This is a genomic window from Gordonia phthalatica (assembly GCF_001305675.1).
GTDB classification, from domain to species: Bacteria; Actinomycetota; Actinomycetes; order Mycobacteriales; family Mycobacteriaceae; genus Gordonia; species Gordonia phthalatica.
In genome coordinates this window covers 3380950-3406489 of sequence record NZ_CP011853.1, presented here as the reverse complement: position 1 = coordinate 3406489, position 25540 = coordinate 3380950, and the positions used below count along the sequence as shown (strand labels likewise).

Here is a 25540-nt window from a genome sequence, read left to right as displayed (position 1 = left end):
GGGAGGCAGTCGTGGTGTGGATCACGCTTCGAAGCGCCACTATACACGTGTACCGGAACGGTGCTCGTGGGGTCGATGGTTCACCTGGGGCTTCACGGGCCGCGAAAACGTGACCAGCCGTTCCCTCCGACCGGTCGCATCGGTAGCGTTGGCGCAATGACACCGGTGACCGAATTGGCGTCCCGGACGTGGCGCGAGCTTGTCGGGGCGGAGCCGACGGTAGTCGTGCCCGTGGGGGCTGTCGAACAGCATGGCCCTCATTTGCCGTTGGACACGGATCGTCGGATCGCCGTCGCCGTCGCGCGCAAAGCCGTTGCTGCCGTGGATCACTCGTCACAGACCCTGGTGGCGCCCGAGATCTCCTACGGCGCGTCGGGGGAGCACGAGGGTTTCCCCGGCACCATCTCCATCGGCCGCGAGGCACTCGAACTGCTGATCCTCGAGTACGGGCGCAGCGCCATGCGCTGGGCCGGTCGTCTGGTGTTCGTCAACGCACACGGCGGCAACGCCCACGCGGTCGCGACCGCCGTCGCTCGACTCCGCTACGAAGGGCGCGACGCCGCCTGGTTCCCGTGCGCCTTCCCCGACGCCGACGCCCACGCAGGTCGCACCGAGACCAGCGTGGTGCAGGCGCTCACACCGTCGGACGTCCGCGACCGCGAACTCGCCGTCGGCAACACCGCGCCCATCGCCGACCTCCTCGACGACCTCCGCGCGGGCGGCGTCGCGCAGGTCTCGCCCAACGGGGTGCTCGGCGACCCGACCGACGCATCGGCGGCCCACGGCGTCGAACTCCTCGACGGCCTGGCCTCAGCCCTCGCAGACTCCCTGCGCACCTGGACCGTGGACGCCTCCGGGAGGCTTCGGTGATCGGACCGTCGACCACGGACCTGCCCGTCGGCTTCCAGGTCCAGATCGATCACCGCTACGTGCGTCGCGGGGATCTCCGGACCCTGGTCGGCGGCTCGCCCCTGCGTGTGCTGAAGCTCTCCGACGCGGCGCTCGGCATGACCTCCGACGACGGCCGCATCGAGGTCTGCGACGCCAATACCCGCGCGCTCGCCCGGAAGCTGCTCGACGCAGGCATCGCCCACCCGCGTCCCATGACCGGTCCGCAGGCCGACGACGTCACCGTCGTGATCCCCGCGTACCAGAACCAGGCGAATGTCGACCGCCTCATCGCCGCCCTGCCCGGACTGAAGGTGATCGTCGTCGACGACGCATCACCCACCCCGCTGACGGTCCCCGACGACGACCGCTGCCGCGTGATCCGCCTCGACGTCAACGGCGGCCCCGCCGTCGCGCGCAATGCGGGATTCGACGCCGCCGACACCCCGTTCGTCGCCTTCCTCGACTCGGACACCGTGCCCCGCGGCGAATGGCTGATGATGCTCCTCAGCCACTTCTCTGATCCGGCGGTCGGGATCGTCGCGCCGCGGATCGTCGGCCTGGAACGCGGTCGGCACCGCCGCCGCAATCCGGTCTCCGCGTACGCCAACCAGTTCTCGTCCCTCGACATGGGCACGCACGAGGGCCCCGTGCGCCCGGGCACTCCGATCGCCTACGTGCCCAGCGCCGCGCTGGTGGTGCGGCGGGAGGCCTTCGGCCGGTTCGACGAGACCCTGCGCGTGGCCGAGGACGTCGACCTGTGCTGGCGCACCCACGCCGCCGGGTGGGTGATGCGGTACGACCCGATCGCGCACGTCGCGCACGACCACCGCGAGTCGCTTCGCGGCCTCCTGGACCGTCGTCGCTTCTACGGCACCGGCGCCGCGCAGCTCGCGAGCCGCCACGGCGGGCTCGTCGCCCCGGTGATGACGAGCGTGCCCCTGGCGGTCGCCGTGATCGCGTTGCTGTCGCGGACACGCATCGGGTTCGCCGTCGCCGCGATCCTGTCCGGCTGGATCTTCACCCGCCTCCGCGTTCCGCTCGCCGGAGTGCCCGCGCGCGACGCGATCGCCGCGCGCAACGTGGGCCGAGCCCTCGGCTTCGGCGTGCTGCAGGTGTGGTCGGCGGTGCTGCGGCACTACTGGCCGCTGTCCCTGCTGGGACTGATCTTCTCCGCCCGCTTCCGACGCTGGTTCGTCGAGGCCGCGGTCGCCGAAGCCGTCGCCACCTGGCTGCGGACCCGGCTCGACGACCCGTCCTCGCCCATGGTGGAGCCCCTGGGCTACTCGGTGATGCACCGGCTCGACGACCTGGCCTACGGCCTCGGACTGTGGCAGGGCGTGATCGCCGGCCGTGACTGGGCCGCCCTCCGCCCGGTCGTCACGCGCTGATGGTCGTGCCTGCGGTCGCCACCGCCGACGTCGTCATCGTCGGTGCGGGCAGCGCGGGCTGCGTGGTCGCCGAACGACTCTCCCGCGATCCCGCACGTCGCATCCTGCTCCTCGACGCCGGTCCCGCGACCGCCGCGCCCGCGTCCGAGACTCGACTGACCCGACTGCCGATCCACCCCGGCGCACCCCGCGCCCGGCGCTACCCGGAAGTGCGGGGTCGCGATGTGGTCCGCGGCTTCGGTCTCGGCGGTTCGTCGGTCATCAACGGCGGCTACTTCCTCCGCGGCCACCGCGACGACTACGTCTCCTGGCCGTGGCCCATCGAGCAGATCGCCGCCCAGTTCGACGCCGTCGAACAGGCGATGTCGGTCAGCGCCTTCCGCGACGACGAACTGGGTACCTTCGCGAGGGCCGTCGAAGCGCACTGGGATGGCGCCGGCCTCGCCCGCCCACTCAGCGACGACGGCGGATTCGCCGCCTTCGGCCTCAACCGCGTTCGGAGCAACCGCCGGGACGGCCATCGGGTCACGGCGGCCGAGGCGTTCCTCTCCGCGCCGCGGCCCAACCTCGACGTGGTCGGTGACACCGAGGTCATCGCGCTCGTCTCGAAAGGCAGTCGCATCACCGGGGGCGAGACCTCGCGGGGCCGCATCGACGCCGACACCGTCGTCCTGACGGCGGGCGCCCTGGGCAGCGGGAGGCTCGCGGCGAGACTGCTCGGCGACCGGCCGATACACGAGCACGCCGAGTTGCTGCTGCGTTTCACACCGAGGATCCCGGTCGAGGCCCCGGCCCTGCTGCAGACCGTGGCGCATACCCGGGACGGGCTGGAACTGCGCTTCTACGGTGACGACTTCGCGTCGTTCATCGACGGGGTTCCCCGGTCCGGTCTCGCGGTCGGCGTCACCGAGATGGTCGCCGGGACCAATGGGACGCTGTACCGGGACGGACGCGTGGACCTCGGAGATGATTCGAGGGAGATGTCCGAGCTGGTTCTCTGGGCCCGCATCGTGGCATCGATGCTCAAGGGCCCGGGGTTCGCCGACCTCGTGGAACCCGGTTCCCTCCGCAGAGACACGAAGCCCGGCCTGTCGTCGCACGCCTGGGGCACCCTGCCGCTCGGCGAGACGGTGGGCCCCGACGGCGCGGTCCACGGCTTCGACGGCCTGCACGTCGCCGACGGCTCCGTCCTCCCGACGCCGCTCCGCTCGGGTCCGCACGCGAGCGTGATGGCCGTGGCGGGGTTGATTGCGGAGGCGATCTAGGCCGTAACCGTCCCGCAGACAGAACGATGGCGACATACCCGGGTCCCAGACCCGACTATGTCGCCATCGTTCAGAAGATGTCAGCGCCGGTGCGGCGCACTCCTGGAAGAGTGCGTCAGAACAGCGTGCTCCAGTAGTCCCAGAACTCGATGGCGATCATCGCGACCACCACGACGTAGTACACGGGCAGCAGCATCCACAGCCATTCGCGCATCGAGCGGCCGCGGTCGCCGTCGGGCAGCACCCGCGACAGGCTGAGGATGAAGATGATCGGCACGATCGTCCACACCACCATGCAGTACGGGCACAGGGCGTGGATCCGGTAGAGGCTCTGGAAGATCAGGTAGCCGACGAAGATCTGCCCGAGGAACGTGACGATCGCCTGGCCGAGCCAGTACCAGCGGGGGAGTCGCACCCGACCGAGGGTGAGGACGGCGGTCACCAGGATCACGGCGAACGCGGGGAGTCCGAGCATCGGGTTCGGGAATCCGAAGAACTTGCCCTGTTCGGTCACCATCACCGAACCGCACGAGATGATCGGGTTGATGCTGCACGCCGGCACGAAGCTCGGATCGATCAGCAGCTGGATGCGGTCCAGCAGGAGCGCGATCGCCGCCGCCATGCCGAGCACGCCGGTCACCAGCAGCACCCAGCCCGCGAGCATCGGCGTCGAACGCGGCTGCGTCCAGAAGTCGCCGGTCGGCTCGGCGGGGGAGTCGGCCTGGTCGGTGACCTGCGTGGTGTCGGCGGCGTCGTCGCTCATGCGCTGTTCCTTACTTCGCGAGGGCCGCGTCGACGGCCTTCTTCAGGCCCTCCGGGCCTTCCTGCGGGTTGAAGGTGGTGCCGTTGACGCGGACCCACGGGGTGCCCTGGAAGTCGGGGTTCGAGGTCACCTTCTCGGTGGCCTTGGTGACCCACTGGCCGAACTGATTGTTGTTGATGCAGTCGGTGATGCCGTTGGCGCCGGCTTCACGGGCCATCGAGATCAGGTCGCTGTCCGGCAGGCCCGAGCCGCCCTCGGCGGGCTGCTTCGCGAACAGGAGTCCGTGGAACTTGCGCCAGATGGACCAGTCGCCCTGCTTGGCGGTCGATTCGGCCACGCACACCGACGCGTTCATCGCGCGGCTGGAATAGTCGGTGGTCGACATCCGGTTCAGGAAGGCGATCGGGTGGTAGTCGATGGCGACCTGCGGGTTCTTCGCCAATTCCTCGACGGTGGAGCCGAACGTGCTCTCGAAGTCGCGGCATGCCGGGCACTGGAAGTCCTCGACCAGCGTCACGACGGCCTTCGGCTCGGTGCCCTTCGGTGCCGTGGTGATGCGGATCGTGTCATTCGTCATCACGGTGGGGACCGCGGAACCGCCGGTGGTCGACGCGCCGTCCTTGTTGTGGTTGATCGCCCAGTAGCTGACGCCCGCGGCGATGATGATCAGCACGACGACGGCGCCGATCTTGTACATCAGGGACCGGCGGCGTTCCGCTTCCCGCGGGTTGACGACGGTCCTACTCTTCTGCGCCACGATAGTTCTTCCTCCGCTTGTTGACTCGCGTCGAGCGCTCGCGCGCATACGCGCACGGTCGTTACCCGAGCAACCCTACTTGCCGTCACCTAAGAAACTCATTACAGGAACACCGCTTTGAGTCGAAGGTCTACTTCGGCAGCAGCTCTTCGACCATGTCGAGGAGTCTGGCCGCAGACCGCAGGTCCACCTTCTCGCCGTTCACCAGAATCGTCGGCGTCCCCTCGAACGACGGATCGGCGAGGGTCTTCGCCGAGTTGCTCGCCACGTCGGCCTTGTACTTGCCGGTGGTGATGCACGACGCGGCATCGGGGGCGCCCGCCGACGCGGCCAGATCCGCTAGTTTCGAGTCGGGCAGGCCGGGACCGCCCTCGCGGGGCTGATCGCGGAACGCCGCGGTCTGGAACTTGAGCCACACGTCCTGTTTCTGCGCGGCGTCGCCGGAGCGGTTCCACACGCAGTACGACGCGTTGGCCGCGCGGGACGAGTACTTGTCGTCGCTCATGCGATCCAGGAACGAGATGATGCGGTAGTCGACGGCGGCGCCGGGCAGATCGGAGATCTCGTCGAGCACCGAGCCGTACGCGGCCTCGAAGGCCTTGCACGCGGGACAGGCCATGTCTTCGACGACCGTGACGACCACCCGGACGTTGTCGGACTTCGCGATGCGGAACGCGCCGTCGGGTGCGGTCGTGGTGTCGGGACTCGAGCCCGGTGTCGTCGAACCGGGTGTCGACGTGCCGGTCGACGTCGGCGTGCCGGAGTCGCCTGAGGCCTTGACCGCGGTCCCGTCCACGCCGCAACCGGCGAGGAGCGCCGCGACGGCGAAGGCGCCGGCGGCGACGGTGCGGAGTCTGCTCACTTCGGCGTCACCCACGTCGTGATGTCGGCGTGAACCACCTCGGTGCCCGCCTTGTCGAGGATCCGGATCGAGACGACGACGTCGCGCCCTTCGGTGATCTCGGCGAAGTCGACGGGCTCGGCCAGTTCGGCGTGGGCGGTGAGGCTGGTCGTGGCCTTCGCCAGGTACTGCGTCTGCATGCCCTTCGGGATCCAGCGGTGGGTGTCGGGCGTCGTCGCCTCCATCAGCACGCCCATCGCGGCCTCGGCGAGGTTGCACGCGGCGATCGCGTGGAACGTGCCGATGTGGTTTTGGATGCCGAACCACATGGGCGCCTTGACGCGGGCATAGCCGGGCTCCATCTCCTCCACGATCGGGATGATGGTCGCGAAGTACGGCGCCTTGGCCATCAGGCCCAGCGAGAACAGCACGTCGCCGACCTTGCCGTCGGGCAGACGACGGCGCAGCGCGTAAGTCGAGCTGTTGGTGTTACTCGAAGTTGCAGTCATGTCTGGTGATGCTAATCGCTCGATCCGGCCACGTCACCACCTCGGCTTCTCGTCACCACCTCAGTTGATGGGGTGACGAGTGATTGAGGCGGTGTTGACCCTCAATTCGCAGATCTGTGGATAACGTATTCGCCCTTTTCGGGCTGTCGCCCGACGATGGACCGTAGTCGTTGAGGGGGAGCAATGCTTGCAGTCGATGAGTTGCCGGTGGACGAGTTCGGTCTGATCCGACGGGCCGCGGCGCTCGACGCGGGGTGGTCGGACACCAGGCTGATCGCTGCCGTCCGCCGTGGGGAACTGATCCATCTTGCCCCGGGCGTCTACGTGCGATCGAACCCGTGGTTCGTCACAGAATCCGCCGGGCGCGACGAACTGTATCGACTGCGGGGACTGGCTGCGGTCACGTCGGAGAGGTGCGGCAACGGGGTGGTGCTGAGCCATCAGTCGGCAGCTGCCCAACATGGCATCTCGCTGCTCAAATCCGACACGAGATACGTCCACGTGACGCGCGATGCGAGAAGCGGGGGCGGTCGTCGGGCGGAACGGCAGCTCCACGCTGTATCGCTTCCCGACTGCGACGTCGTCGACCTCGGTCGCTTCCGCGTCACGTCGATGGAGCGGACGGCGGTCGACGTCGCAACCGACGGAGCGACGTTCGCTCAAGCCTTGACTGTGTTCGACATGGCGCTGGCGCGAGGGGCGTCGCGCGAGGTGATGACCGAGATGCTGGCGGGCCGCCGCAATCGCGGCGTCAAGACGGCCCGTCGCGCGTTGTACTTCGCGTCCAGTCTCTCGGAGTCGGTCGGGGAGTCGTGGAGTCGAGCCCAGATGATCGACGCCGACATCCGCTTCCCCGTGCTCCAGTGCACCCACATCGCAGAGGGGCACGAGTACCGCTCCGACTTCGACTGGGAGTGCCGACTCGTCGGCGAGTTCGACGGCAAGGTCAAGTACGGCCGCCTGCGGAAGCCCGGGGAGACGATCGAGCAGGCCGTGATGCGGGAGAAGGAACGCGAGGACCGCCTGCGCAGCATCGGCATCATGGTGATCCGCTGGATCTGGTCGGATCTGGAGAACAACCGGATGATCCCGCGAGTGCAGTACTGGCTGGAGCGGTTCGACCGGTTGCCGATGCGCTGATGTCAGCACGTCACCACCTCAACTCCTTGTCACAGCGTCAGTTGATGGGGTGACGAGCGATCGAGGGTGTGACGATGGCTGAGCCGGAGGCGGAACGACGTCGTCGCACGCCGAGACCAAGATCACGCACGGCAGGGATTTGATCCACGCCGCGACCTGCTGCATACTATTCAGGTTGCCCCGCGAGGGGCAGACCAACTTCCAGGACCACAAAGCGTGGAGCTGGGCGTGTAACGCGGAACCCCGTTCGACGGGGCCGACGGCACTTGTGCCGGAGGATCCGGACCGACACGCCCGACCGCGGGTGCCGGAGGCGAAGTCGGCGAAAGCCGGCAGCCGGACGAGAGTTCGGCACCGTACAACGACAGTAGAACAGCGTCGATCCGCCAAATGTCATGGCGTGGTCATGTGGCATCAGTTGCCGCCTGCGATTCATTACCGCAGGTGTGAAGTCACGCCGGTGTTGTGCTGTCGAGAGATGAACAGACGGAAGAGGACACAGCGTGGCGGGACAGAAGATCCGCATCAGGCTCAAGGCCTACGACCACGAGGCGATCGACGCTTCTGCGCGCAAGATCGTGGAGACCGTGACCCGCACGGGTGCACGTGTGGTCGGCCCGGTGCCGTTGCCCACCGAAAAGAATGTGTACTGCGTTATCCGTTCGCCGCATAAGTACAAGGACAGCCGCGAACACTTCGAGATGCGCACGCACAAGCGACTCATCGACATCCTCGACCCGACGCCGAAGACGGTCGACGCGCTCATGCGCATCGACCTCCCGGCCAGTGTCGACGTCAACATTCAGTGACGGGGGATTGACTAAATGAGCAATCAGAATGCAACCAAGGGAATCCTGGGCACCAAGCTCGGCATGACCCAGGTTTTCGACGAGAACAACCGGGTCGTCCCGGTGACCGTCATCGCGACCGGCTCCAACGTCGTCACGCAGCTGCGTACCGCAGACCGCGACGGCTACACGGCCATCCAGCTCGCATACGGCGCCATCGACCCCCGCAAGGTGAACAAGCCGGTCGCCGGCCAGTTCGCGAAGGCCGGAGTCACCCCGCGCCGCCACCTCACCGAGATTCGCATCGACGACATCTCGACCTTCGAGGTCGGCCAGGAGCTCGGCGCCGACATCTTCACCGATGGTGTGAAGGTCGACGTGACCGGTACCTCCAAGGGCAAGGGCTACGCCGGTGTCATGAAGCGTCACGGCTTCAAGGGTCTGGGCGCCAGCCACGGTGCCCACCGCGTGCACCGTTCGCCGGGCTCCATCGGTGGCTGCGCCACGCCGGGTCGCGTCTTCAAGGGCACCCGCATGGCAGGCCGCATGGGCTCCGACCGCGTTACCACGCAGAACCTGACGGTCCACAAGGTGGACGCTGAAGCCGGTCTGCTGTTGATCAAGGGCGCGATCCCCGGCCGCAAGGGCGGCATCGTGGTGGTCCGCGACGCAGTGAAGGGTGGCAAGAAGTGAGCACCGAAACCGCAACCAAGCTGACGCTCGACGTCCGCAAGGCTGATGGCAGCACCGACGGCACCGTCGACCTGCCCGCCGACCTGTTCGACGTGACCGCGAACATCGCGCTCATGCACCAGGTCGTCGTCGCCCAGCAGGCCGCAGGCCGCCAGGGCACGCACTCGACCAAGACCCGTGGTCAGGTCTCCGGCGGCGGCGCCAAGCCGTACCGCCAGAAGGGCACCGGCCGCGCACGTCAGGGTTCGACCCGCGCACCGCAGTTCGCCGGTGGTGGCACCGTTCACGGTCCGCAGCCGCGCGACTACACGCAGAAGGTCAACAAGAAGGTCAAGGCTGCTGCTCTCCGCGGCGCACTGTCGGACCGTGCTCGCAACGAGCGCATCCACGTCGTCACCGAGCTCGTCGCCGGCCAGACCCCGTCGACCAAGGCCGCTCGCAAGTTCCTCGAGCTCCTGAGCGACCGTCGCAAGTTTCTGGTCGTCGTCTCGCGCGAGGACCAGACCGCATGGAAGAGCGTCGCCAACTTGGGCAACGTCCAGCCGATCGCGCCGGATCAGCTCAACACCTACGACGTCCTCGACTCGGATGAGGTCGTGTTCAGCGTTGAGACCCTGAACGCCTTCATCGAGCAGAACCAGAAGAAGGAGGCCTAGGAATGGCTACGCAGGCAGACCCGCGTGACATCATCCTGGCGCCGGTGATCTCGGAGAAGGCTTACGGGCTGATCGAAGACAACGTGTACACCTTCCTGGTGCACCCGGATTCGAACAAGACCCAGATCAAGATCGCCGTCGAAGCGATCTTCGATGTGAAGGTCTCGAGCGTCAACACCGCCAATCGTCAGGGCAAGCGCAAGCGCACCCGTTACGGCTACGGCAAGCGCAAGGACACCAAGCGCGCCATCGTGACGCTGTCCGCTGACAGCAAGCCCATCGAGATCTTCGGGGGCGCGGTCTCCTGACCGCCCGCGAAGAAGAGTAGGGACTAAGACTCATGGCAATTCGTAAGTACAAGCCGACGACCCCGGGTCGTCGCGGTTCGAGCGGCGCCGACTTCTCCGAGGTCACCCGTTCGCACCCCGAGAAGTCGCTGGTGCGCCCGCTGCACAGCACTGGTGGCCGTAACGCTCACGGTCGCATCACCACCCGTCACAAGGGTGGCGGCCACAAGCGTGCCTACCGTCTGATCGACTTCCGTCGTAACGACAAGGACGGCATCAACGCCAAGGTCGCGCACATCGAGTACGACCCAAACCGCACCGCGCGCATCGCGCTGCTGCACTACGTGGACGGCGAGAAGCGCTACATCCTGGCGCCGAAGAACCTGAAGCAGGGCGACGTCGTCGAATCCGGCCCCAACGCCGACATCAAGCCGGGCAACAACCTGCCGCTGCGCAATATCCCGACCGGTACCCAGGTCCACGCCGTGGAGCTGCGTCCGGGCGGTGGCGCCAAGATGGCTCGTTCGGCCGGTGCGTCGATCCAGCTGCTGGGCAAGGAAGGCCCCTACGCCACGCTGCGTATGCCGTCCGGTGAGATCCGTCGCGTCGACGTGCGCTGCCGCGCCACCGTCGGCGAGGTCGGCAACGCCGAGCAGAGCAACATCAACTGGGGCAAGGCCGGCCGCATGCGCTGGAAGGGCAAGCGTCCTACCGTCCGCGGTGTCGTGATGAACCCGGTCGACCACCCGCACGGTGGTGGCGAGGGCAAGACCTCGGGTGGTCGCCACCCGGTCAGCCCGTGGGGTCAGACCGAGGGTCGCACCCGCAAGAACAAGGCCAGCGACAAGCTGATCGTCCGCCGCCGTCGTACCGGCAAGAACAAGCGATAATTAGGAGGAGGTAAAAAATGCCACGCAGCCTGAAGAAGGGCCCGTTCGTCGACGACCACCTCCTGAAGAAGGTGGATGTTCAGAACGAGAAGGGCACCAAGCAGGTCATCAAGACCTGGTCGCGCCGCTCGACCATCATCCCCGACTTCATCGGTCACACCTTTGCGGTCCACGACGGTCGCAAGCACGTGCCCGTGTTCGTGTCCGAGTCGATGGTGGGTCACAAGCTGGGCGAGTTCGCCCCCACCCGTACCTTCAAGGGTCACATCAAGGATGACCGGAAAGCGAAGCGCCGGTAACCATGACTACGACTGATAACGCAGTGCAGAGCGCACGGGCGACCGCGAAGTTCGTTCGCGTCACCCCGATGAAGGCACGCCGCGTCCTCGACCTGGTCCGCGGCAAGAACGTGGACGAGGCCCTGGACATCCTGCGGTTCGCCCCGCAGGCCGCCAGCGAGCCGGTCTACAAGGTGCTTGCCAGCGCCGTCGCCAACGCCGAGAACAACCTGGGTCTGGATCGCCGGACCCTGGCCGTCTCGGAGGCTTTCGCCAACGAGGGCCCGACCCTGAAGCGGTTCCAGCCGCGTGCACAGGGCCGCGCCTTCCGTATCCGCAAGCGCACCAGCCACATCACCGTGGTCGTCGCCGGCGGAGAGAACGCGGGATCCGGGCGTCGCCAGCAGCAGAAGAAGAAGGGAGCCTAAACAGTGGGCCAGAAGATCAACCCGCACGGCTTCCGTCTGGGCATCACCACCGACTGGAGCTCGCGTTGGTACGCCGACAAGCAGTACGCGGACTACGTCAAGGAAGACGTCGCCATCCGCAAGCTGCTGAGCACCGGCCTCGAGCGCGCAGGCATCTCGAAGGTTGAGATCGAGCGCACCCGTGACCGCGTCCGCGTCGACATCCACACCGCTCGTCCGGGCATCGTCATCGGCCGCCGCGGCGCCGAGGCCGATCGCATCCGCGGCGACCTGGAGAAGCTGACCGGCAAGCAGGTCCAGCTGAACATCCTCGAGGTCAAGAACCCCGAGGCCGACGCACAGCTCGTCGCACAGGGTGTGGCCGAGCAGCTCAGCAACCGCGTGGCGTTCCGTCGCGCGATGCGCAAGGCCATCCAGTCGGCCATGCGTCAGCCGGGCGTCAAGGGCATCCGTGTCCAGTGCTCGGGTCGTCTGGGCGGTGCCGAGATGAGCCGCAAGGAGTTCTACCGCGAGGGTCGCGTCCCGCTGCACACGCTGCGCGCCGACATCGACTACGGGCTCTACGAGGCACGCACCACCTTCGGCCGCATCGGCGTGAAGGTGTGGATCTACAAGGGCGACATCGTCGGCGGCCGTCGTGAGCTGGCCGCTGCCGCTCCGTCCGAGGACCGTCGCGGACCGCGTCGTCCCAGCCGTCCGCGCCGTGACTCGCGCGGTGGCCAGGGCGGTCGCAACGACGCTGCGCAGGCTCCTGCCGCCGACGCCACCGCGCCGGCCGCGGCGCCTGCCGAGAACCAGGAGGGCTGAGGCCATGTTGATCCCTCGCAGGGTCAAGCACCGCAAGCAGCACCACCCCAGCCTCAAGGGCCGGGCCAAGGGCGGAACCAAGGTCACCTTCGGTGACTACGGCATCCAGGCTCTGGAAGGTGCTTACATCACCAACCGACAGATCGAGTCGGCTCGTATCGCGATCAACCGCCACATCAAGCGTGGCGGCAAGGTCTGGATCAACATCTTCCCGGACCGCCCGATCACGAAGAAGCCTGCCGAAACCCGCATGGGTTCCGGTAAGGGTTCGCCCGAGTGGTGGGTGGCCCCGGTGAAGCCGGGCCGCGTGCTGTTCGAGATGAGCTACCCCAATGAGGAGACCGCTCGCGAGGCCCTGCGCCGCGCACAGCACAAGCTCCCCATCAAGACCCGTATCGTGACCCGAGAGGAGCAGTTCTGATGGCACTCGGAGTTGCTGCTTCTGAGCTCCGCGAGCTCAGCGACGCCGATCTGGTCGCTCGCCTGAAGGAGTCGAAGGAAGAGCTGTTCAACCTTCGTTTCCAGATGGCCACCGGCCAGCTCGATAACAACCGCCGGCTGCGTACCGTTCGCCGGGAGATCGCACGCGTCTACACCGTCATGCGTGAGCGTGAGCTGGGCCTCGCGTCCGGACCGGAGGGTGAAGACGCATGAGTGAGGACCAGAAGGTGACCGAAGATCGCGCCAGCCGCAAAGAGCGGATCGGCTACGTCGTCAGTGACAAGATGACCAAGACCATCACGGTCGAGCTGGAAGATCGCAAGAGCCACCCGCTCTACGGCAAGATCATCCGCACGACCAGCAAGGTCAAGGCGCACGACGAGAACGAGACCGCCGGTATCGGCGACCGCGTTCGCATCATGGAGACCCGACCGCTGTCGGCGACCAAGCGCTGGCGTCTCGTCGAGGTGCTCGAGAAGGCCAAGTAGGCCCGATCGGCGCTTCCAAGCGACGTAATCCAGACAGGCGAACCGCCCGTTCCCGAGGAGACTCGGGGCGGGCGGTTCGTCGTATCAGCCGTCCAAGTTGATATTGTCGCGTTGGATGAGACAGGTGTGCGCAGTGGAAACACTCGGACGGTTGGTATCGATAAGGTGAGAGGCTCGGTGCAGGCCCCGAAAGGGCCCGCTGTGGCCGATCTGATCTCGGACGTAAGGAAGTCATGGCGGACTCTGACCGCAGTCGAAACGATGACAACGCGGGTGGTCGGCCGCCGCACGATCCGCTGCGCGACACCGCGGCATGGTCGTTCGACGACCCTGTCGCCGCACAGCTGAAGGCGTGGCGCAAGGAGCTCGGTCCGGAGACGGCCGGAGCTGCGGCGGATGATCGCTCAGACGTGGCGGTGCCTGCGCAACCCGGGCGGAACGAAGGCGGAAGGCCCGCACCTGCCCCCACTGCCGTGCAGCGCGATCAGCCTCGTCCCGAGCCGCAGGCCAGGTACGTCGATCCCGCAGCCACGGGGCGCCGCGCGGCGCATTCGCAGCCGCCGAGCGCGCCGTGGCCGCTGAGCGGATTCGTGCGTCGCCGTGCGGAGCCCGAACTGATCGATGTGCATCCGCCGCGGGAGTCGCGTCCGTTGCCGACGGGACGGCACTCCGCCTGGGACGTGATCTCGTCGGAGCCGTCACGGCACGCCTCCCGGGTCAGCCCCGCGGAGGCGGCGAACGCGGCCGCCCGCACGGTGGCGTTCCCCGCGCTGGACCTGGTTCCGCTGGGCGCGGACGACGTCGACGTCGAGTACGCGATCGAGGTCGACGGCCTGCGCAAGGTGTTCAAGGACATGGTCGCCGTGGACGGCGTCTCGTTCAAGGTGCCCAAGGGCAAGATCGTCGCCCTGCTGGGGCCGAACGGCGCAGGAAAGACGACCACCGTCAACATGCTGTGCACCCTGCTGCGTCCGGACGGCGGCTCAGCAACGGTCGACGGCTGCGATGTCGTCGACGACGCCGCGGGCGTTCGGCGGTCGATCATGTTGACCGGTCAGTTCGCGGCGCTCGACGAATCCCTGACGGGGCGGGAGAACCTGGTCCTGTTCGGCCGACTGCTCGGGCTCCACAAGGCCGATGCGAAGAAGCGCGCCGGCGAACTCCTGGAGACCTTCGCGCTGGTGCCCGCCGCCGACAAGAAGGTCGGACAGTACTCGGGCGGCATGCGCCGTCGCATCGACATCGCCTGCGGTCTGGTGACCGAGCCGAAGGTCGTGTTCCTGGACGAACCGACCACCGGCCTCGACCCGCGAAGCCGCCAGGAGGTCTGGTCGCTCGTCGAGAAGCTGCGTGAGGACGGCGTCACCGTCCTCCTCACCACTCAGTACCTGGAAGAGGCCGACATGCTGTCCGACAGCATCGTGGTGATCGATCGTGGACGGGTCATCGCCGAGGGCACGTCGGACGAGCTCAAGGAGGCCACGGGCGCAGCCTACTGCGAGGTGACCCCGGTGCACCCGGCCTACCTTCCGCGACTGCGCGGCAAGCTCGCGGATCTGCTCGGGTCCGCGAGCGGGGAGGCCGACGAGGCGACCGGCGCCATCGCGGTCCCGGCACCCGACGGGCCGGAGACTCTCGCCGAGGTGATCCGGCGGACTGAGGCCGCGCGGATTCCGCTCGCGGACATCGCGCTGCGCCGGCCGTCGTTGGACGAGGTGTTCCTGGCGTTGACGGGGCAGCCGGAAGCAGACGGCGAGGCGGCCGATGGCGACCTCTGAGACGGTTCCCGAGACCATCGGGTCGGCGCCGAATCCGTTCGGCCAACTCGCGGCGCTCAGTTCACGAGGCATCACCAAGGTCTTCCGCAACGGTGAGGTGATCTACGCGTTCATCTCACCGGTCTTCCTCGCCGTGTGCTTCTACATCCCGCTCCGCAAGGTGATGGATCTGTACCCGGGAATGGACTACGGGCAGTTCTTGATGCCGATCATCGTGCTGCAGTCGGTCGGGTTCGCCGGCTCGTCTGCGGCGATGCGGTCCTCGATCGACGGCAGCCAGGGAATCAACACCCGGTTCCGCGTGCTCCCCATGTCGGCCTGGGTGCCGATGCTGTCGCGACTGGTCACCAACTGCGTGCTGCTCGTCGTGTCACTGGTGTGCGCTCTGGTGGCGTGCGTGCTCATCGGGTGGCGACCGGACAACGGGCTGCCTGGACTTCTCATGGTCTTTCTGGTGTCCGGAGTCATTGGGATCGTTCTGGCACTGCTCGCAGACGGTCTGGGTCTCCTCGCTGGAAGCCCGCAGTCGACGAGCCAGGCGATGAGCCTGCCGATTCTGATCCTCGGCATGCTGTCGACGGGGTTCGTCCCGGAGGAGCGGTTCCCGGAGTGGATTCGCGGGTTCGCACGCAATCAGCCCGTGTCACAGTTCGTCGAGGCGCTTCGAGCAGCGGAGGCGGGGGCGATGACGTGGCAGGTCATGCTGCCGTCGATCCTGTGGACCGTGGGCCTTCTGGCAGCCGCCGTGATCTTCTTCGCCACTTATCGCAGGAGGACGGGCGCATGACTCGATCAGACACCGCACCGCGTAACTTCGCGTTCCTGCCCGCAGGGCGGGTGGCCGAAGGCACCTGGTCGGGCTTCGTGAGGCATTCGTCGATTCTCGCCGGGCGCCAGATCCTGGTGTACGCCCGCGATGTGCCGACGCTGCTGCAGTCGCTGCTGATGCCCGCGCTCGCCATGATCATGTTCAAGGTGGTGCTCGGCGACGCCATCGGAACCGCGAGCGGAATGGACAGCGCCTTCGGGACGGTGCCGCTCGTGATTCTCATCGGCGCGATGTTCGGTTCCCTGGCGACGGCGGTCCGACTGAACATGGAACGGCAGTCCGGTCTGCTGAACCGCATCTACGTACTGCCGATCAACCGTGCGGCAGACCTGACGTCGCGCGTGATCTCCGAGCTCGTCCGGATCCTGGTCACGACGTTGATCCTGCTCGCGGCGGGGCATCTGATCGGATTCCGCTTCACGCAGGGAGTCGGGCCGGCTCTCGGCATCATCGGCGTCGCGATGGCGTACGGCGCCGCGTTCTCCGTCCTCGTCCTCGCGCTCGCGGTGAACACCTCACCGGGTGCGCCGCTGGTGCAGTACCTCAGTCTGTTGTCGAGCCTGATGATGTTCTTCAACTCGGGCTTCTCCCCGGTCGACATGTACCCGGGCTGGTTGCAGCCGATCGTTGCGAACCAGCCGATGACTCCGGCCATCGAGGTGATGCGGGCGTTCGCCGCGGGTGGTCCCGTCGCGGGGAACCTCGTCAAAGTCGCGGTCTGGGTGGTCGTGATCATCGGGCTGAGCGCGTACCCGGCGCTCCGCGGTTATCGCAAGGCGGCTGTCGGGCGATAGGCCGCCGACTGCACACGGAGCGCTCTTGGTCGAACGATCGAACGGATGAATTCCCTGCTGGAAAGCCCTGCATCTCCCCAGGTGGGGCCTGTTGCCGTTTTGTAACGGGACGGGGGATGGGGGACGATAGACCTATTCAGAGACGCAGACCGAGAGGATTCAAGCATGCTGCGCACGATGATGTCGTCGAAGATTCACCGAGCTACTGTCACCCAGGCCGACCTGCACTACGTGGGTTCGGTGACCATCGACGAGGACCTCCTCGACGCCGCAGGGCTGCTTGAGGGCGAGCAGGTGACGATCGTCGACATCGACAACGGCTCGCGACTCGTCACCTACGCGATCGCGGGCGAGCGCGGTTCCGGCGTGATCGGAATCAACGGCGCGGCAGCGCACCTCGTTCATCCCGGCGATCTCGTCATCATCATCGCCTACGGTGTTCTCGACGCCGCAGAACTGCGGGAGTACCAGCCGAACGTCGTCTTCGTCGACGAACACAACCGCGTCCTCACCGAAGGCCACGATCCCGCCGATGTGCCCGTCGGCAGCGGGTTGAAGGACCCCCGCGTCGTCGAACTCATCGACGCCTGACCAGCCTGGTCATCGTGAGCTCCGTATCATAATCGACCGGGGCGCGGTGGCCGTTTTTGGGGGCATTGCCGAAAGTGTGCGATGTGGATCGAATAGGATCAGTGGACACTCGATAGCTGCGCAGACAGACCCGACGAACGGAAGGTGTCGGTAGTTGGAGCATCCACGAAGAAGCTGCCGCTGACGTTGTCGGATGGACGGTGAGTGCGGGCGAGCGAGAGAGGTTGGAGTTCGATGGTTGGGTCGGAGGGGACGAGAAGTTCGGCGAAGCTGCTGCCATTGACGCCCGCACAACGCGGGATGTGGTTCGCGGAGTCACTGGCGCACGGCTACTCGGTGAACATCGCGCACTACCTCGACTTCACCCACGAGGTGGGCGGATTCGATCTCGACCTGTTCGTGGAGTGCTGTGAGGACGTCGGCAAGGAAGTCGAGTCTCCGTACGTCCGGTTGACCGAGGTCGACGGTGTTCCGATGCAGTACGTCGACGTCGACTTCGACCAGCACGTCGATGTTCTCGACTTCCGCGGCGAGGACGATCCGCAGGCCACGGCACTCGCATGGATGCAGGCGGACTACCGACGTCCAGTCGACCTCCTGACCGATCAGTTCATCGTCATGGCACTGATTCAGATCTCCGACACCGAAACGTTCTGGTACAGCCGGTGCCACCACATCATCATCGACGGCTACGCGGCACTCGCGATGATGCGCCGGGTCGTCGGCGTGTACAACGCCAGACGGCAGGGGCGCGAACTCGTCGTCAAGCCGGCGGCCTCGATGGCGGAGATCATCGCCTATGAGGACGCCTACCAGACCAGTTCTCGGCGAGAGACTGATCGGAAGCATTGGCTGAGTCGGGTTCAAGACCTCCCCGAAGGGGTCACGCTCTCGCACGCCTCGGGCGCTGCGCCGAGTGTTCTCGACAACATCGTCGTCAGCGAACGGCTCGACCCGGCACTGGAGCAGAGGCTGGAAGAGGTTGCGCGCGACTGCAATTCGTCGATGGCGGTGCTGCTGACTTCGGCGTTCGGGGCCTTCCTCGCACGGATGACCGGGACCGACGACGTGGTGTTGAGCCTGCCGGTCACCGGTCGGTCGACGGCGGTCATCAAACGATCCGCGGGCATGGTCTCGAACATTCTGCCGATCCGTCTGCAGCACGTCCTCGGCGGCTCGGTCCGCGACCTGGTGGCGGCCACCCAACTCGAGCTCACCGGCGCGCTCCGTTACCAGCGATACCGGTCCGACGACATCAAGCGCGATGCCGGCCTCGACGGAAGTTCGATGGGCTTCGGACCCCGGATCAACATGGTGTTCTTCGACGAGGCCATCGAACTCGACGGGGCCACCGTCGAATACCGCATCCTCACCTCGGGAGTCCTCGAGGACCTCCTGGTCAACCTCTACCAGGCGAGCCCAGGGGCACCCATGGTCGTGGATCTGCACGGCAACCCGCACCTGTATTCGCAGGGGGAGGTCGAGACGCACCACCGCCGGTTCCTGCACTTCGTCGCCGACTTCATCGAGCGACTCGACTCGCGCGTGGCCGACGTGGATCTGCTCCTTCCCGGCGAAGCGGAGGGCATCGAAGCGATCGAGTCCGGACCCACGATGCCTGCGCCGACCGAGGGGCGGCTCGTCGATCTGTTCGCCGAGCAGGCGGCGACGCATCCCGATCGCATCGCGGTGAGCGACGACACCCGCGACTGGACGTACCGCGAGTTCGACACACTGCGATGCCGACTGGCCGCAGCGCTGCACGACGACGGAGTTCGTGCCGACGACCGGGTCGCGGTCCGTCTGGACCGGGGCGTCGAGCAGGTGGTCGCGATCTACGCGGTGCTGACCCTGGGCGCGGCGTACGTTCCGGTGGACCCGAACGCACCCGTCGTCCGTACCGCGGCGGTGCTGGAGACCGCACGACCGTCACTCGTGATCGACGACGACTACCTCGACGCAATCGCCTTCACCACGGCGCCCGGCACCGCAATGGAACCGGCCGAACTTCCCGACTCCGTCGGTCACAGTGCTTACGTCATCTTCACCTCGGGGTCCACCGGTGTGCCGAAGGGCGTCGACGTTCCTGTCGCCGCCGTCGCGAACCGGCTTGCGTGGATGCAACTCCATCACCCGATCGGGGCGTCTGACGCTGTTCTGTACAAGACCCCGTTCACCTTCGACGTCTCCGCGTGGGAACTCCTGTGGCCGTTGCAGGTCGGCTCGCGGATGGTCATCGCGAAAGCCGGCGGGCACCGCGATCCGGATTACCTCCGGACCCTGATCACCGACCACGAGATCACCGTCGTGCACTTCGTGCCATCGATGCTCGACGTGTTCGTCGACGCCGGGGCGCCGGGGCATCCGGTGATGCCCGCCTCGGTGCGTCGGGTCTTCACTTCCGGCGAGGGACTCCCCGCTCATCTCGCACAGCGGGTCGTCAACGACTCCGATGCGCAGATGCACAATCTGTACGGACCCACCGAGGCCGGGATCGAGGTGACGGAGTACCGTGTCCGCGGCACCGACGAGGTGATCCCGATCGGTCGGCCGGTGCCGAACACCTCGACCTACGTGCTCGACGCCCGCCTCCGGCGGGTTCCGGTGGGTGTTGCGGGCGAGCTCTACCTCGCGGGCAGGCAGCTCGCTGACGGCTACCTCGACCAGGAGGGATTGACGGCGGAGCGTTTCGTCGCCGATCCGTTCGTCGACGGCGAGCGGATGTACCGCACGGGCGACCTGGTCCAGCGGAACGCGGACGGTGACATCGAGTACCTCGGACGCACGGACTTCCAGGTCAAGATCCGAGGCCAGCGCATCGAACTCGGCGAGATCGAGGCCACCCTCCTCAGCGAGGGGAGCGTCGAGGCCGTCACCGTGATCGTCCGCACCGACGCCGGTTCGCCCGCGATCGTCGGCTACGTGCGGTCCAGCGCCACGGGTGCCGATGCGACCGCGCTGACCGACAGGTTGCTGCGCTGGTGTCGTCGACACCTTCCGCGCTACATGATCCCGTCGGCGCTGGTCCTGCTGGACGCGTTCCCGGTGAACGCCTCGGGCAAGTTGGACCGGGCCGCCTTGCCTGCGCCGGTGTACGACACCGCTGCCGAGATCGAGTACGTCGAGCCGGCCACGGACACCGAGAAGCAGTTGATCTCCGTCCTGAGCGACCTCATCGATGCACCGAAGATCGGTATGCGCGACAACATGTTCGCGCTCGGCGCGGACTCGTTGACCGCGGCGCGTCTCGCGTCACGACTGCGGAACGAGTGCGGGGTCGACCTCGGCCTCGCGGACGTGTTCGAGAGTGAGGATCTCGCCGAGCTCGCCGCCCGGATGGACGATTCGCCCGAGGTCGTCGGTCGTCTCGCGCTGGCACCGATGGTGCGGCCCACACCGCTCCCGGTTGCCTACGCGCAGACCCGACTGTGGTTCATCAACCGCCTCGACCCCGCCGCGGCCACCTACAACATGCCCGGCGCCGTGCGGCTCGGCGCCGACGTCGATCTCGAGGCGCTGCGCGCCGCGGCCCTCGACGTGCTCGAACGGCACGAGAGTCTGCGGACCCGGTTCCCTGCGATCGACGGCGAGCCCTCGCAGGAGATCCTCGCGGTGGGCGACCTCGCGGAGCAGTTCTCACTTCCGGTGATCGACGTGGCGGCCGACGACCTGGCGCCGACGGTGGTGGCCGAGACCAGGCGCGGATTCGATCTGATCGCGCAGACGCCGTTCCGCGCGACCCTGCTGCGCGCCGATGACGAGTACTACCTGGTCCTGGTCCTTCACCACATCGCCGGTGACGGTGCCTCGTTGCGCCCGCTGATCAGCGATCTGCTTACGGCCTACGGTGCACGGCACTCGGGAGCGGCGCCCGCGTGGCCGCCGCTGCCGGTGCAGTACGCGGACTACGCGCTCTGGCAGCGCGCAATGCTCGGCGAAGCCGACGACCCGGAGTCCCGGCTGCGCACCGAGACTGCCTTCTGGGAGCACGAGCTCGCCGGGATGCCGGAGATCCTGGAGCTGCCCGCGGATCGGACCCGTCCGCGAACACCGTCGGGCCGCGGTGCCTACGTCGACACCGAATTGCCTGCGGCCACCGTCGAGAGGGTGCGCGAACTGGCGGCCACCCTGGGTGTCACCACCTTCACCGTCCTGCACTCCGCGCTCGCGGTGGTCCTCGGTCGGCTCGCGGACCAGGACGATGTCGCGATCGGCACAGCGGTGGCCGGTCGAGACGAGCCCGCGACCGCCGATCTCATCGGCATGTTCGTGAACACCGTCGTCCTCAGGACGCCGTTGAAGCCGTCGGACAGCACCTCCGACGTCATCGTCGCGGCGCACCGCGCTCGGACACGAGCTCTGGCGCACTCTCAGGTCCCGTTCGAGCAGGTGGTCGACGCCGTCGCACCGAACCGATCGCGGACGCACAGCCCGCTGTTCCAGGTGACGTTCACCCTCAACCACGATGCGGAGGCGGAATCAGCCGTCGAGAGCGTGGGCGGCGGTCTGATCGATGCGCGTCCCGGTGTGGCGAAGGTCGACCTCGAAGTCGCGGTGACCGAGCGCTTCGGCGTCGCCGACGAACCGATGTCACTCGAGTTCTGCTACGCCACCGACCTGTTCGACCGCGACCGCATCGAACTGCTCGCGAACCAGTTCGCGTCCGTCGTCACCGCGATGATCGAGCGTCCGGACGCTCCGATCGGTCGGATCGACCTGCTGAGCGAACGCGAGATCGCCGCGCTGTCCGAGCCCTTGGAGCAGGTCTCGCGACCCGACACCCTGCGCGCCCTCATCGCGGCCGGAGCCGCGCAGGCGGCGCCGCTCGGCGCGGCGATCGTCGGCAACGGCACGCTGACGCACCGGCTCCTGGCATCGCGGACCAACCAGCTCGCGCGCGAGATGATCGCGCGGGGGATCGGCGCCGAGGACGTGGTCGCGGTCAGCATCCCGCGCTCGGGCAACTCCGTCGTCGCGCAGGTCGCGGTGGCGAAGACCGGTGCCGCCTTCCTGATGATCGACCCGCGACACCCGGTGGAGCGCCGCACCGAGCTCGTCGTCGAATCCGGCGCGGTGCTCGGTCTCACGTCGACCGCGGCACCGGACCCGATTCCGGGGATCGACTGGATCACGATCGACAGCGAGGCCGACGAACTCCAGCTCGCGGGCCACAGCGGCCGACCGATCGACGACGATGAACTCGTGCGTCCCGTCGGTCCCGACAACGCCGCCTACATCCTGTTCACGTCGGGTTCCACGGGCAAGCCCAAGGGCGCCGTCGTGAGCAATCGCGCCATCACCAACGTCGCTGCGAACTCGGTCGAGCTCTTCGACATGGGGCCGCAGTCGTGCATGCTGCACGTGGGTGCACCGAGCTTCGACGGTGCGGCGGGCGAACTGGCGACGGCCTGGCTGGCCGGCGCACGGATCGCGGTCGCCGACTTCGACACGTTTGCGGGACTGGACCTCGAGAACTTCATCGCCCGGCATGGAGCGACGCACGCGATGATGACGCCCGCGGCGGTCTCGACGCTCGATCCGGTCAACGTGCCGACCTTCGTGTCCATCGCCTGTGGCGGCGAGGCGCTGCCGCCGGAGATGGTGCATCGCTGGGCCGCACTCGGCGACCGTCGGATGATGAACATCTACGGCCCCACCGAAGCCGCAGTGTGGGTCACGTGCGACGGTCCGTACGGTGTCCACGACGAGGTCACCATCGGACCGTTGGGCACCGGGGTCGGCGCCGTCGTGCTGGACAGCGGTCTGCGGCCGGTCCCGGACGGCGTCATGGGTGAGATGTACGTGTTCGGGGATCAGGTCGGACGCGGTTACCTCGGCCGGAGCGACCTCACCGCGACGCGCTTCGTCGCGAACCCGTTCACCCCCGGAGCCGTGATGTATCGCACCGGGGATCGCGTCACCAGGCGGACCGACGGTCGGTTCCTCTACCACGGCCGCCAGGACTTCCAACTCAAGATCCGTGGTCAGCGCATCGAGCCGGGTGAGCTCGACGCCGAACTGCTCAATCATCCCGACGTGACCAACGCGGTGAGCCTGGGCGTGCCGGGGCCGGCAGGCGACACCGTTCTCGTGTCGTACGTGACCCTGGTGCCGGGCAGCACGCTGACCGAGGAAGACCTGAGCGAGCACATCGCCCAGCGACTGCCGGTGTTCCTGGTGCCCCGGGCGCTGACCATCGTCGACGAGTTCGAGTGGACCCCTATCGGCAAGATCGATCGGCGCAAGCTGCCTCCCGTCGACTTCTCCTCGTCCGCGGCCTTCGAAGCGCCGCGGACCCAGATGGAGTCGGTGGTCGCCGACATCTTCGGGCAGCTGCTCGGCTTGGATCGTGTGAGCGCCAACGACGACTTCTTCGATCTCGGCGGCAACTCTCTCTCGGCCACCAAGGTCGCTGCACGACTGGGCGCCGTCATCGACTCGCAGGTGCCCGTCGCCGTGCTGTTCGAAGCACCGACGGTGAGCGCCCTCGCGGTGCGCGCCGCGGAGTTGATGGGCGGTCGGCCGTCGGTCCCGCTGGGACCGCGACCGCGCGCCGAAGTGGTGCCCGTGTCCGGTGTGCAGCGCGGCATGTGGCTGCTGAACCGCGCCGACCCGGCGTCGCCCGCGTACAACATCGCGCTGGCGCTCCAGTTGGAGGGCGATCTCGACGTCGACGCACTGCGAACGGCCGTCGAGGACTTGATCGGCCGACACGAGTCGCTGCGCACCAGCTATCCGATGATCAACGGCGAGCCGTCGCAGCTCATCGGTCCGGTCGACGCCGTGATGAACCGCCTGGACTTGGCGCCTGTCGACGTGACCGGCTCCGTCGAGGATGCGATTCGCGCTGTCACCGGAGTGGGCTTCGACGTCACCCAGGCTCCGCCTGTCCGCCTCGCACTCCTCCGTCTCGGACCGACCGACCACGTCGTGGTCCTGGTGATCCACCACATCAGCGCGGACGGCGCCTCGATGGCGCCGATGGCGCGCGACCTGATGTCGGCCTACGCGGCCCGAGTGGCCGGGGCGGTGCCCGCTTGGTCGCCCCTGCGCGTCCAGTACGCGGACTTCGCGTTGTGGCAGCAGGAGCAGCTCGCCGAGACCGACGCCGAGGGAAAGACGCGTAAAGAGCAGCAGCTCGACTACTGGAAGAAGCGGCTCGCGGGGGCACCGGAGATTCTGGCGCTGCCCACGGATCGACCGCGGCCGCCGGTGCCGAGCTTCCAGGGCGCCGTGCTGCCGTTCGAGATCCCCGCGGATCTCGTCGCCGAGCTCGAAGCGCTCGCGCAGGCGAACAACAGCACGCTGTTCATGCTGACCCAGGCGGCGTACGCGATCCTGCTGACCCGCTTGTCGGGCTCCACCGACGTGGTGGTGGGAAGCCCGTACGTCGGACGCAGCGATGCGGCGCTCGACGATGTGATCGGCATGTTCGTCAACACGCTCGCGCTGCGGACCGTCGTCGACCCGAGCGTCGCCTTCACCCAGCTGCTGGCTCGCGTCCGTGCCGACTCCCTCACCGATCTGGCGAACGCGGATGTCGCTTTCGACGAGGTCACGTCGGCGCTGGGGATCTCGCGAACCGCTGCCGTCAACCCTGTCTTCCAGGCGATGTTCTGGTTCCAGAACCTGGAGTTCCCGTCTGTCACGCTGGGTGATCTCGCGATCTCGGCGGTCTCGGAGGAACTGGCAGCGGCGAAGGTCGACTTCCAATTGACGCTGTTCCCGCAGGACCCGGCGGACCTCTCCGGCGCCGGTGGGCGGAGCGCGCCGATGCGAGCCGAGCTGATGTACGCGGTCGATCTGTTCGATCAAGCGACCATCGAGAAGCACGCGCAGCGCTACCTGCAGATCCTGACGCAGATCGCGGCGGACCCCGACGTGATCGTCGGCGACATCTCCATCTCGACGAGCGCTGACCTGGCGGTGTCCTCGGACACCAGCGCTGCGACAGTGCCGTTGCCCGACCTGGTCGCAGACGCCGGGCGGGTGGCTCCGGAAGCCGTTGCGCTGACGCACGGCGGAGCGTCGGTCGACTTCGCTACCCTGGCGACGACGACGGCGGCCATGGCCGCCGTCCTCCCGGACGCCGACTCGGCGCTCGTGACAGCGCTGATGAGCCTGGTGCCGCCGCTCGCGACCGATGGGCCGGCGGCCCTCGGTTCGGCACTGGAAGCCGTTCGAGAGGCCGCGGACGCGGTGATGAACATCAATTCGACAAACTGAGTGGGCAGGGTT

At 67.3% G+C, this 25540-nt stretch carries 24 protein-coding genes; 20 read left to right on the top strand and 4 right to left on the bottom strand.

Features of this window, described 5'->3' with window-relative positions:
- The first annotated feature begins 156 nt into the window (after positions 1-156).
- Genes mftE through mftG form a run of 3 tightly spaced genes read left to right on the top strand, consistent with a single transcriptional unit; the run spans position 157 to position 3544 of the window.
- A complete protein-coding gene (gene mftE, locus ACH46_RS15885; RefSeq protein WP_062393780.1) occupies positions 157-870 on the top strand; it encodes a mycofactocin biosynthesis peptidyl-dipeptidase MftE in 714 nt (237 codons plus the stop codon).
- Positions 867-2279, top strand: a complete 1413-nt coding sequence (gene mftF / locus ACH46_RS15880) for a mycofactocin biosynthesis glycosyltransferase MftF (RefSeq protein WP_062393779.1) — start codon at positions 867-869, stop codon at positions 2277-2279. The genes mftE and mftF overlap by 4 nt, the downstream gene beginning before the upstream one ends.
- The gene (mftG, locus tag ACH46_RS15875) at positions 2279-3544 is read left to right on the top strand and encodes a mycofactocin system GMC family oxidoreductase MftG (protein ID WP_062393778.1); all 1266 of its coding nucleotides are present in this window, start codon (positions 2279-2281) and stop codon (positions 3542-3544) included. The genes mftF and mftG overlap by 1 nt, the downstream gene beginning before the upstream one ends.
- A 115-nt stretch (positions 3545-3659) precedes the next feature.
- Here the strand turns inward: mftG and ACH46_RS15870 are convergent, their stop codons facing one another.
- The 4 genes from ACH46_RS15870 to ACH46_RS15855 form a co-directional block, all read right to left on the bottom strand.
- Entirely contained in the window at positions 3660-4307 is a 648-nt protein-coding gene (locus tag ACH46_RS15870; RefSeq protein WP_062393777.1) for a vitamin K epoxide reductase family protein, read from the bottom strand.
- Between the two features lie 10 nt (positions 4308-4317).
- The gene (locus ACH46_RS15865; RefSeq protein ID WP_062393776.1) at positions 4318-5064 is read right to left on the bottom strand and encodes a DsbA family protein; all 747 of its coding nucleotides are present in this window, start codon (positions 5062-5064) and stop codon (positions 4318-4320) included.
- Positions 5065-5194: 130 nt separating this feature from the next.
- Positions 5195-5941 (bottom strand): DsbA family protein, encoded by a 747-nt coding sequence (locus ACH46_RS15860; protein WP_062393775.1) that lies wholly within the window; start codon positions 5939-5941, stop codon positions 5195-5197.
- Positions 5923-6414 carry a hotdog fold domain-containing protein gene (locus ACH46_RS15855; protein ID WP_062393774.1) on the bottom strand — a complete coding sequence of 164 codons (492 nt, stop codon included), beginning with the start codon at positions 6412-6414 and terminating at the stop codon, positions 5923-5925. Before ACH46_RS15855 ends, ACH46_RS15860 begins: the two co-directional genes overlap by 19 nt.
- Before the next feature lie 183 nt (positions 6415-6597).
- Between ACH46_RS15855 and ACH46_RS15850 the strand changes: the two genes are divergently transcribed.
- From ACH46_RS15850 to ACH46_RS15770, 17 genes are all read left to right on the top strand, one after another.
- Entirely contained in the window at positions 6598-7554 is a 957-nt protein-coding gene (locus tag ACH46_RS15850; protein ID WP_062393773.1) for a type IV toxin-antitoxin system AbiEi family antitoxin domain-containing protein, read from the top strand.
- A 503-nt stretch (positions 7555-8057) separates the two neighbouring features.
- Entirely contained in the window at positions 8058-8363 is a 306-nt protein-coding gene (gene rpsJ, locus ACH46_RS15845; RefSeq protein WP_003938093.1) for a 30S ribosomal protein S10, read from the top strand.
- 15 nt (positions 8364-8378) lie between these two features.
- Entirely contained in the window at positions 8379-9035 is a 657-nt protein-coding gene (rplC, locus tag ACH46_RS15840) for a 50S ribosomal protein L3 (RefSeq protein ID WP_062393772.1), read from the top strand.
- A complete protein-coding gene (gene rplD, locus ACH46_RS15835) occupies positions 9032-9691 on the top strand; it encodes a 50S ribosomal protein L4 (protein WP_062393771.1) in 660 nt (219 codons plus the stop codon). The genes rplC and rplD overlap by 4 nt, the downstream gene beginning before the upstream one ends.
- Before the next feature lie 2 nt (positions 9692-9693).
- Positions 9694-9999, top strand: a complete 306-nt coding sequence (rplW, locus tag ACH46_RS15830; RefSeq protein ID WP_062393770.1) for a 50S ribosomal protein L23 — start codon at positions 9694-9696, stop codon at positions 9997-9999.
- Between the two features lie 32 nt (positions 10000-10031).
- On the top strand, positions 10032-10868 hold the full coding sequence (gene rplB / locus ACH46_RS15825) for a 50S ribosomal protein L2 (protein WP_062393769.1): 837 nt from the start codon (positions 10032-10034) through the stop codon (positions 10866-10868).
- Positions 10869-10885: 17 nt separating this feature from the next.
- Entirely contained in the window at positions 10886-11167 is a 282-nt protein-coding gene (gene rpsS / locus ACH46_RS15820) for a 30S ribosomal protein S19 (protein ID WP_026917259.1), read from the top strand.
- A gap of 2 nt (positions 11168-11169) precedes the next feature.
- Positions 11170-11574 (top strand): 50S ribosomal protein L22, encoded by a 405-nt coding sequence (gene rplV / locus ACH46_RS15815; protein WP_062393768.1) that lies wholly within the window; start codon positions 11170-11172, stop codon positions 11572-11574.
- Between the two features lie 3 nt (positions 11575-11577).
- A complete protein-coding gene (rpsC, locus tag ACH46_RS15810; RefSeq protein WP_062393767.1) occupies positions 11578-12381 on the top strand; it encodes a 30S ribosomal protein S3 in 804 nt (267 codons plus the stop codon).
- 4 nt (positions 12382-12385) lie between these two features.
- Positions 12386-12802 carry a 50S ribosomal protein L16 gene (gene rplP / locus ACH46_RS15805; RefSeq protein WP_009681027.1) on the top strand — a complete coding sequence of 139 codons (417 nt, stop codon included), beginning with the start codon at positions 12386-12388 and terminating at the stop codon, positions 12800-12802.
- A complete protein-coding gene (gene rpmC / locus ACH46_RS15800) occupies positions 12802-13035 on the top strand; it encodes a 50S ribosomal protein L29 (protein ID WP_062393766.1) in 234 nt (77 codons plus the stop codon). The genes rplP and rpmC overlap by 1 nt, the downstream gene beginning before the upstream one ends.
- The gene (gene rpsQ, locus ACH46_RS15795; RefSeq protein WP_062393765.1) at positions 13032-13310 is read left to right on the top strand and encodes a 30S ribosomal protein S17; all 279 of its coding nucleotides are present in this window, start codon (positions 13032-13034) and stop codon (positions 13308-13310) included. Before rpmC ends, rpsQ begins: the two co-directional genes overlap by 4 nt.
- Before the next feature lie 233 nt (positions 13311-13543).
- Complete coding sequence (locus tag ACH46_RS15790) at positions 13544-15088, top strand: ATP-binding cassette domain-containing protein (RefSeq protein ID WP_062393764.1); 1545 nt, start codon at positions 13544-13546, stop codon at positions 15086-15088.
- The gene (locus tag ACH46_RS15785; protein WP_062393763.1) at positions 15075-15875 is read left to right on the top strand and encodes an ABC transporter permease; all 801 of its coding nucleotides are present in this window, start codon (positions 15075-15077) and stop codon (positions 15873-15875) included. The genes ACH46_RS15790 and ACH46_RS15785 overlap by 14 nt, the downstream gene beginning before the upstream one ends.
- Positions 15872-16711: an ABC transporter permease gene (locus ACH46_RS15780; protein ID WP_062393762.1), complete on the top strand. Its 840-nt coding sequence runs from the start codon at positions 15872-15874 to the stop codon at positions 16709-16711. The genes ACH46_RS15785 and ACH46_RS15780 overlap by 4 nt, the downstream gene beginning before the upstream one ends.
- 165 nt (positions 16712-16876) lie before the next feature.
- The gene (panD, locus tag ACH46_RS15775) at positions 16877-17302 is read left to right on the top strand and encodes an aspartate 1-decarboxylase (RefSeq protein ID WP_062393761.1); all 426 of its coding nucleotides are present in this window, start codon (positions 16877-16879) and stop codon (positions 17300-17302) included.
- A gap of 279 nt (positions 17303-17581) precedes the next feature.
- Positions 17582-25528 (top strand): amino acid adenylation domain-containing protein, encoded by a 7947-nt coding sequence (locus tag ACH46_RS15770; RefSeq protein ID WP_335334146.1) that lies wholly within the window; start codon positions 17582-17584, stop codon positions 25526-25528.
- The last annotated feature ends 12 nt before the right edge of the window (positions 25529-25540 follow it).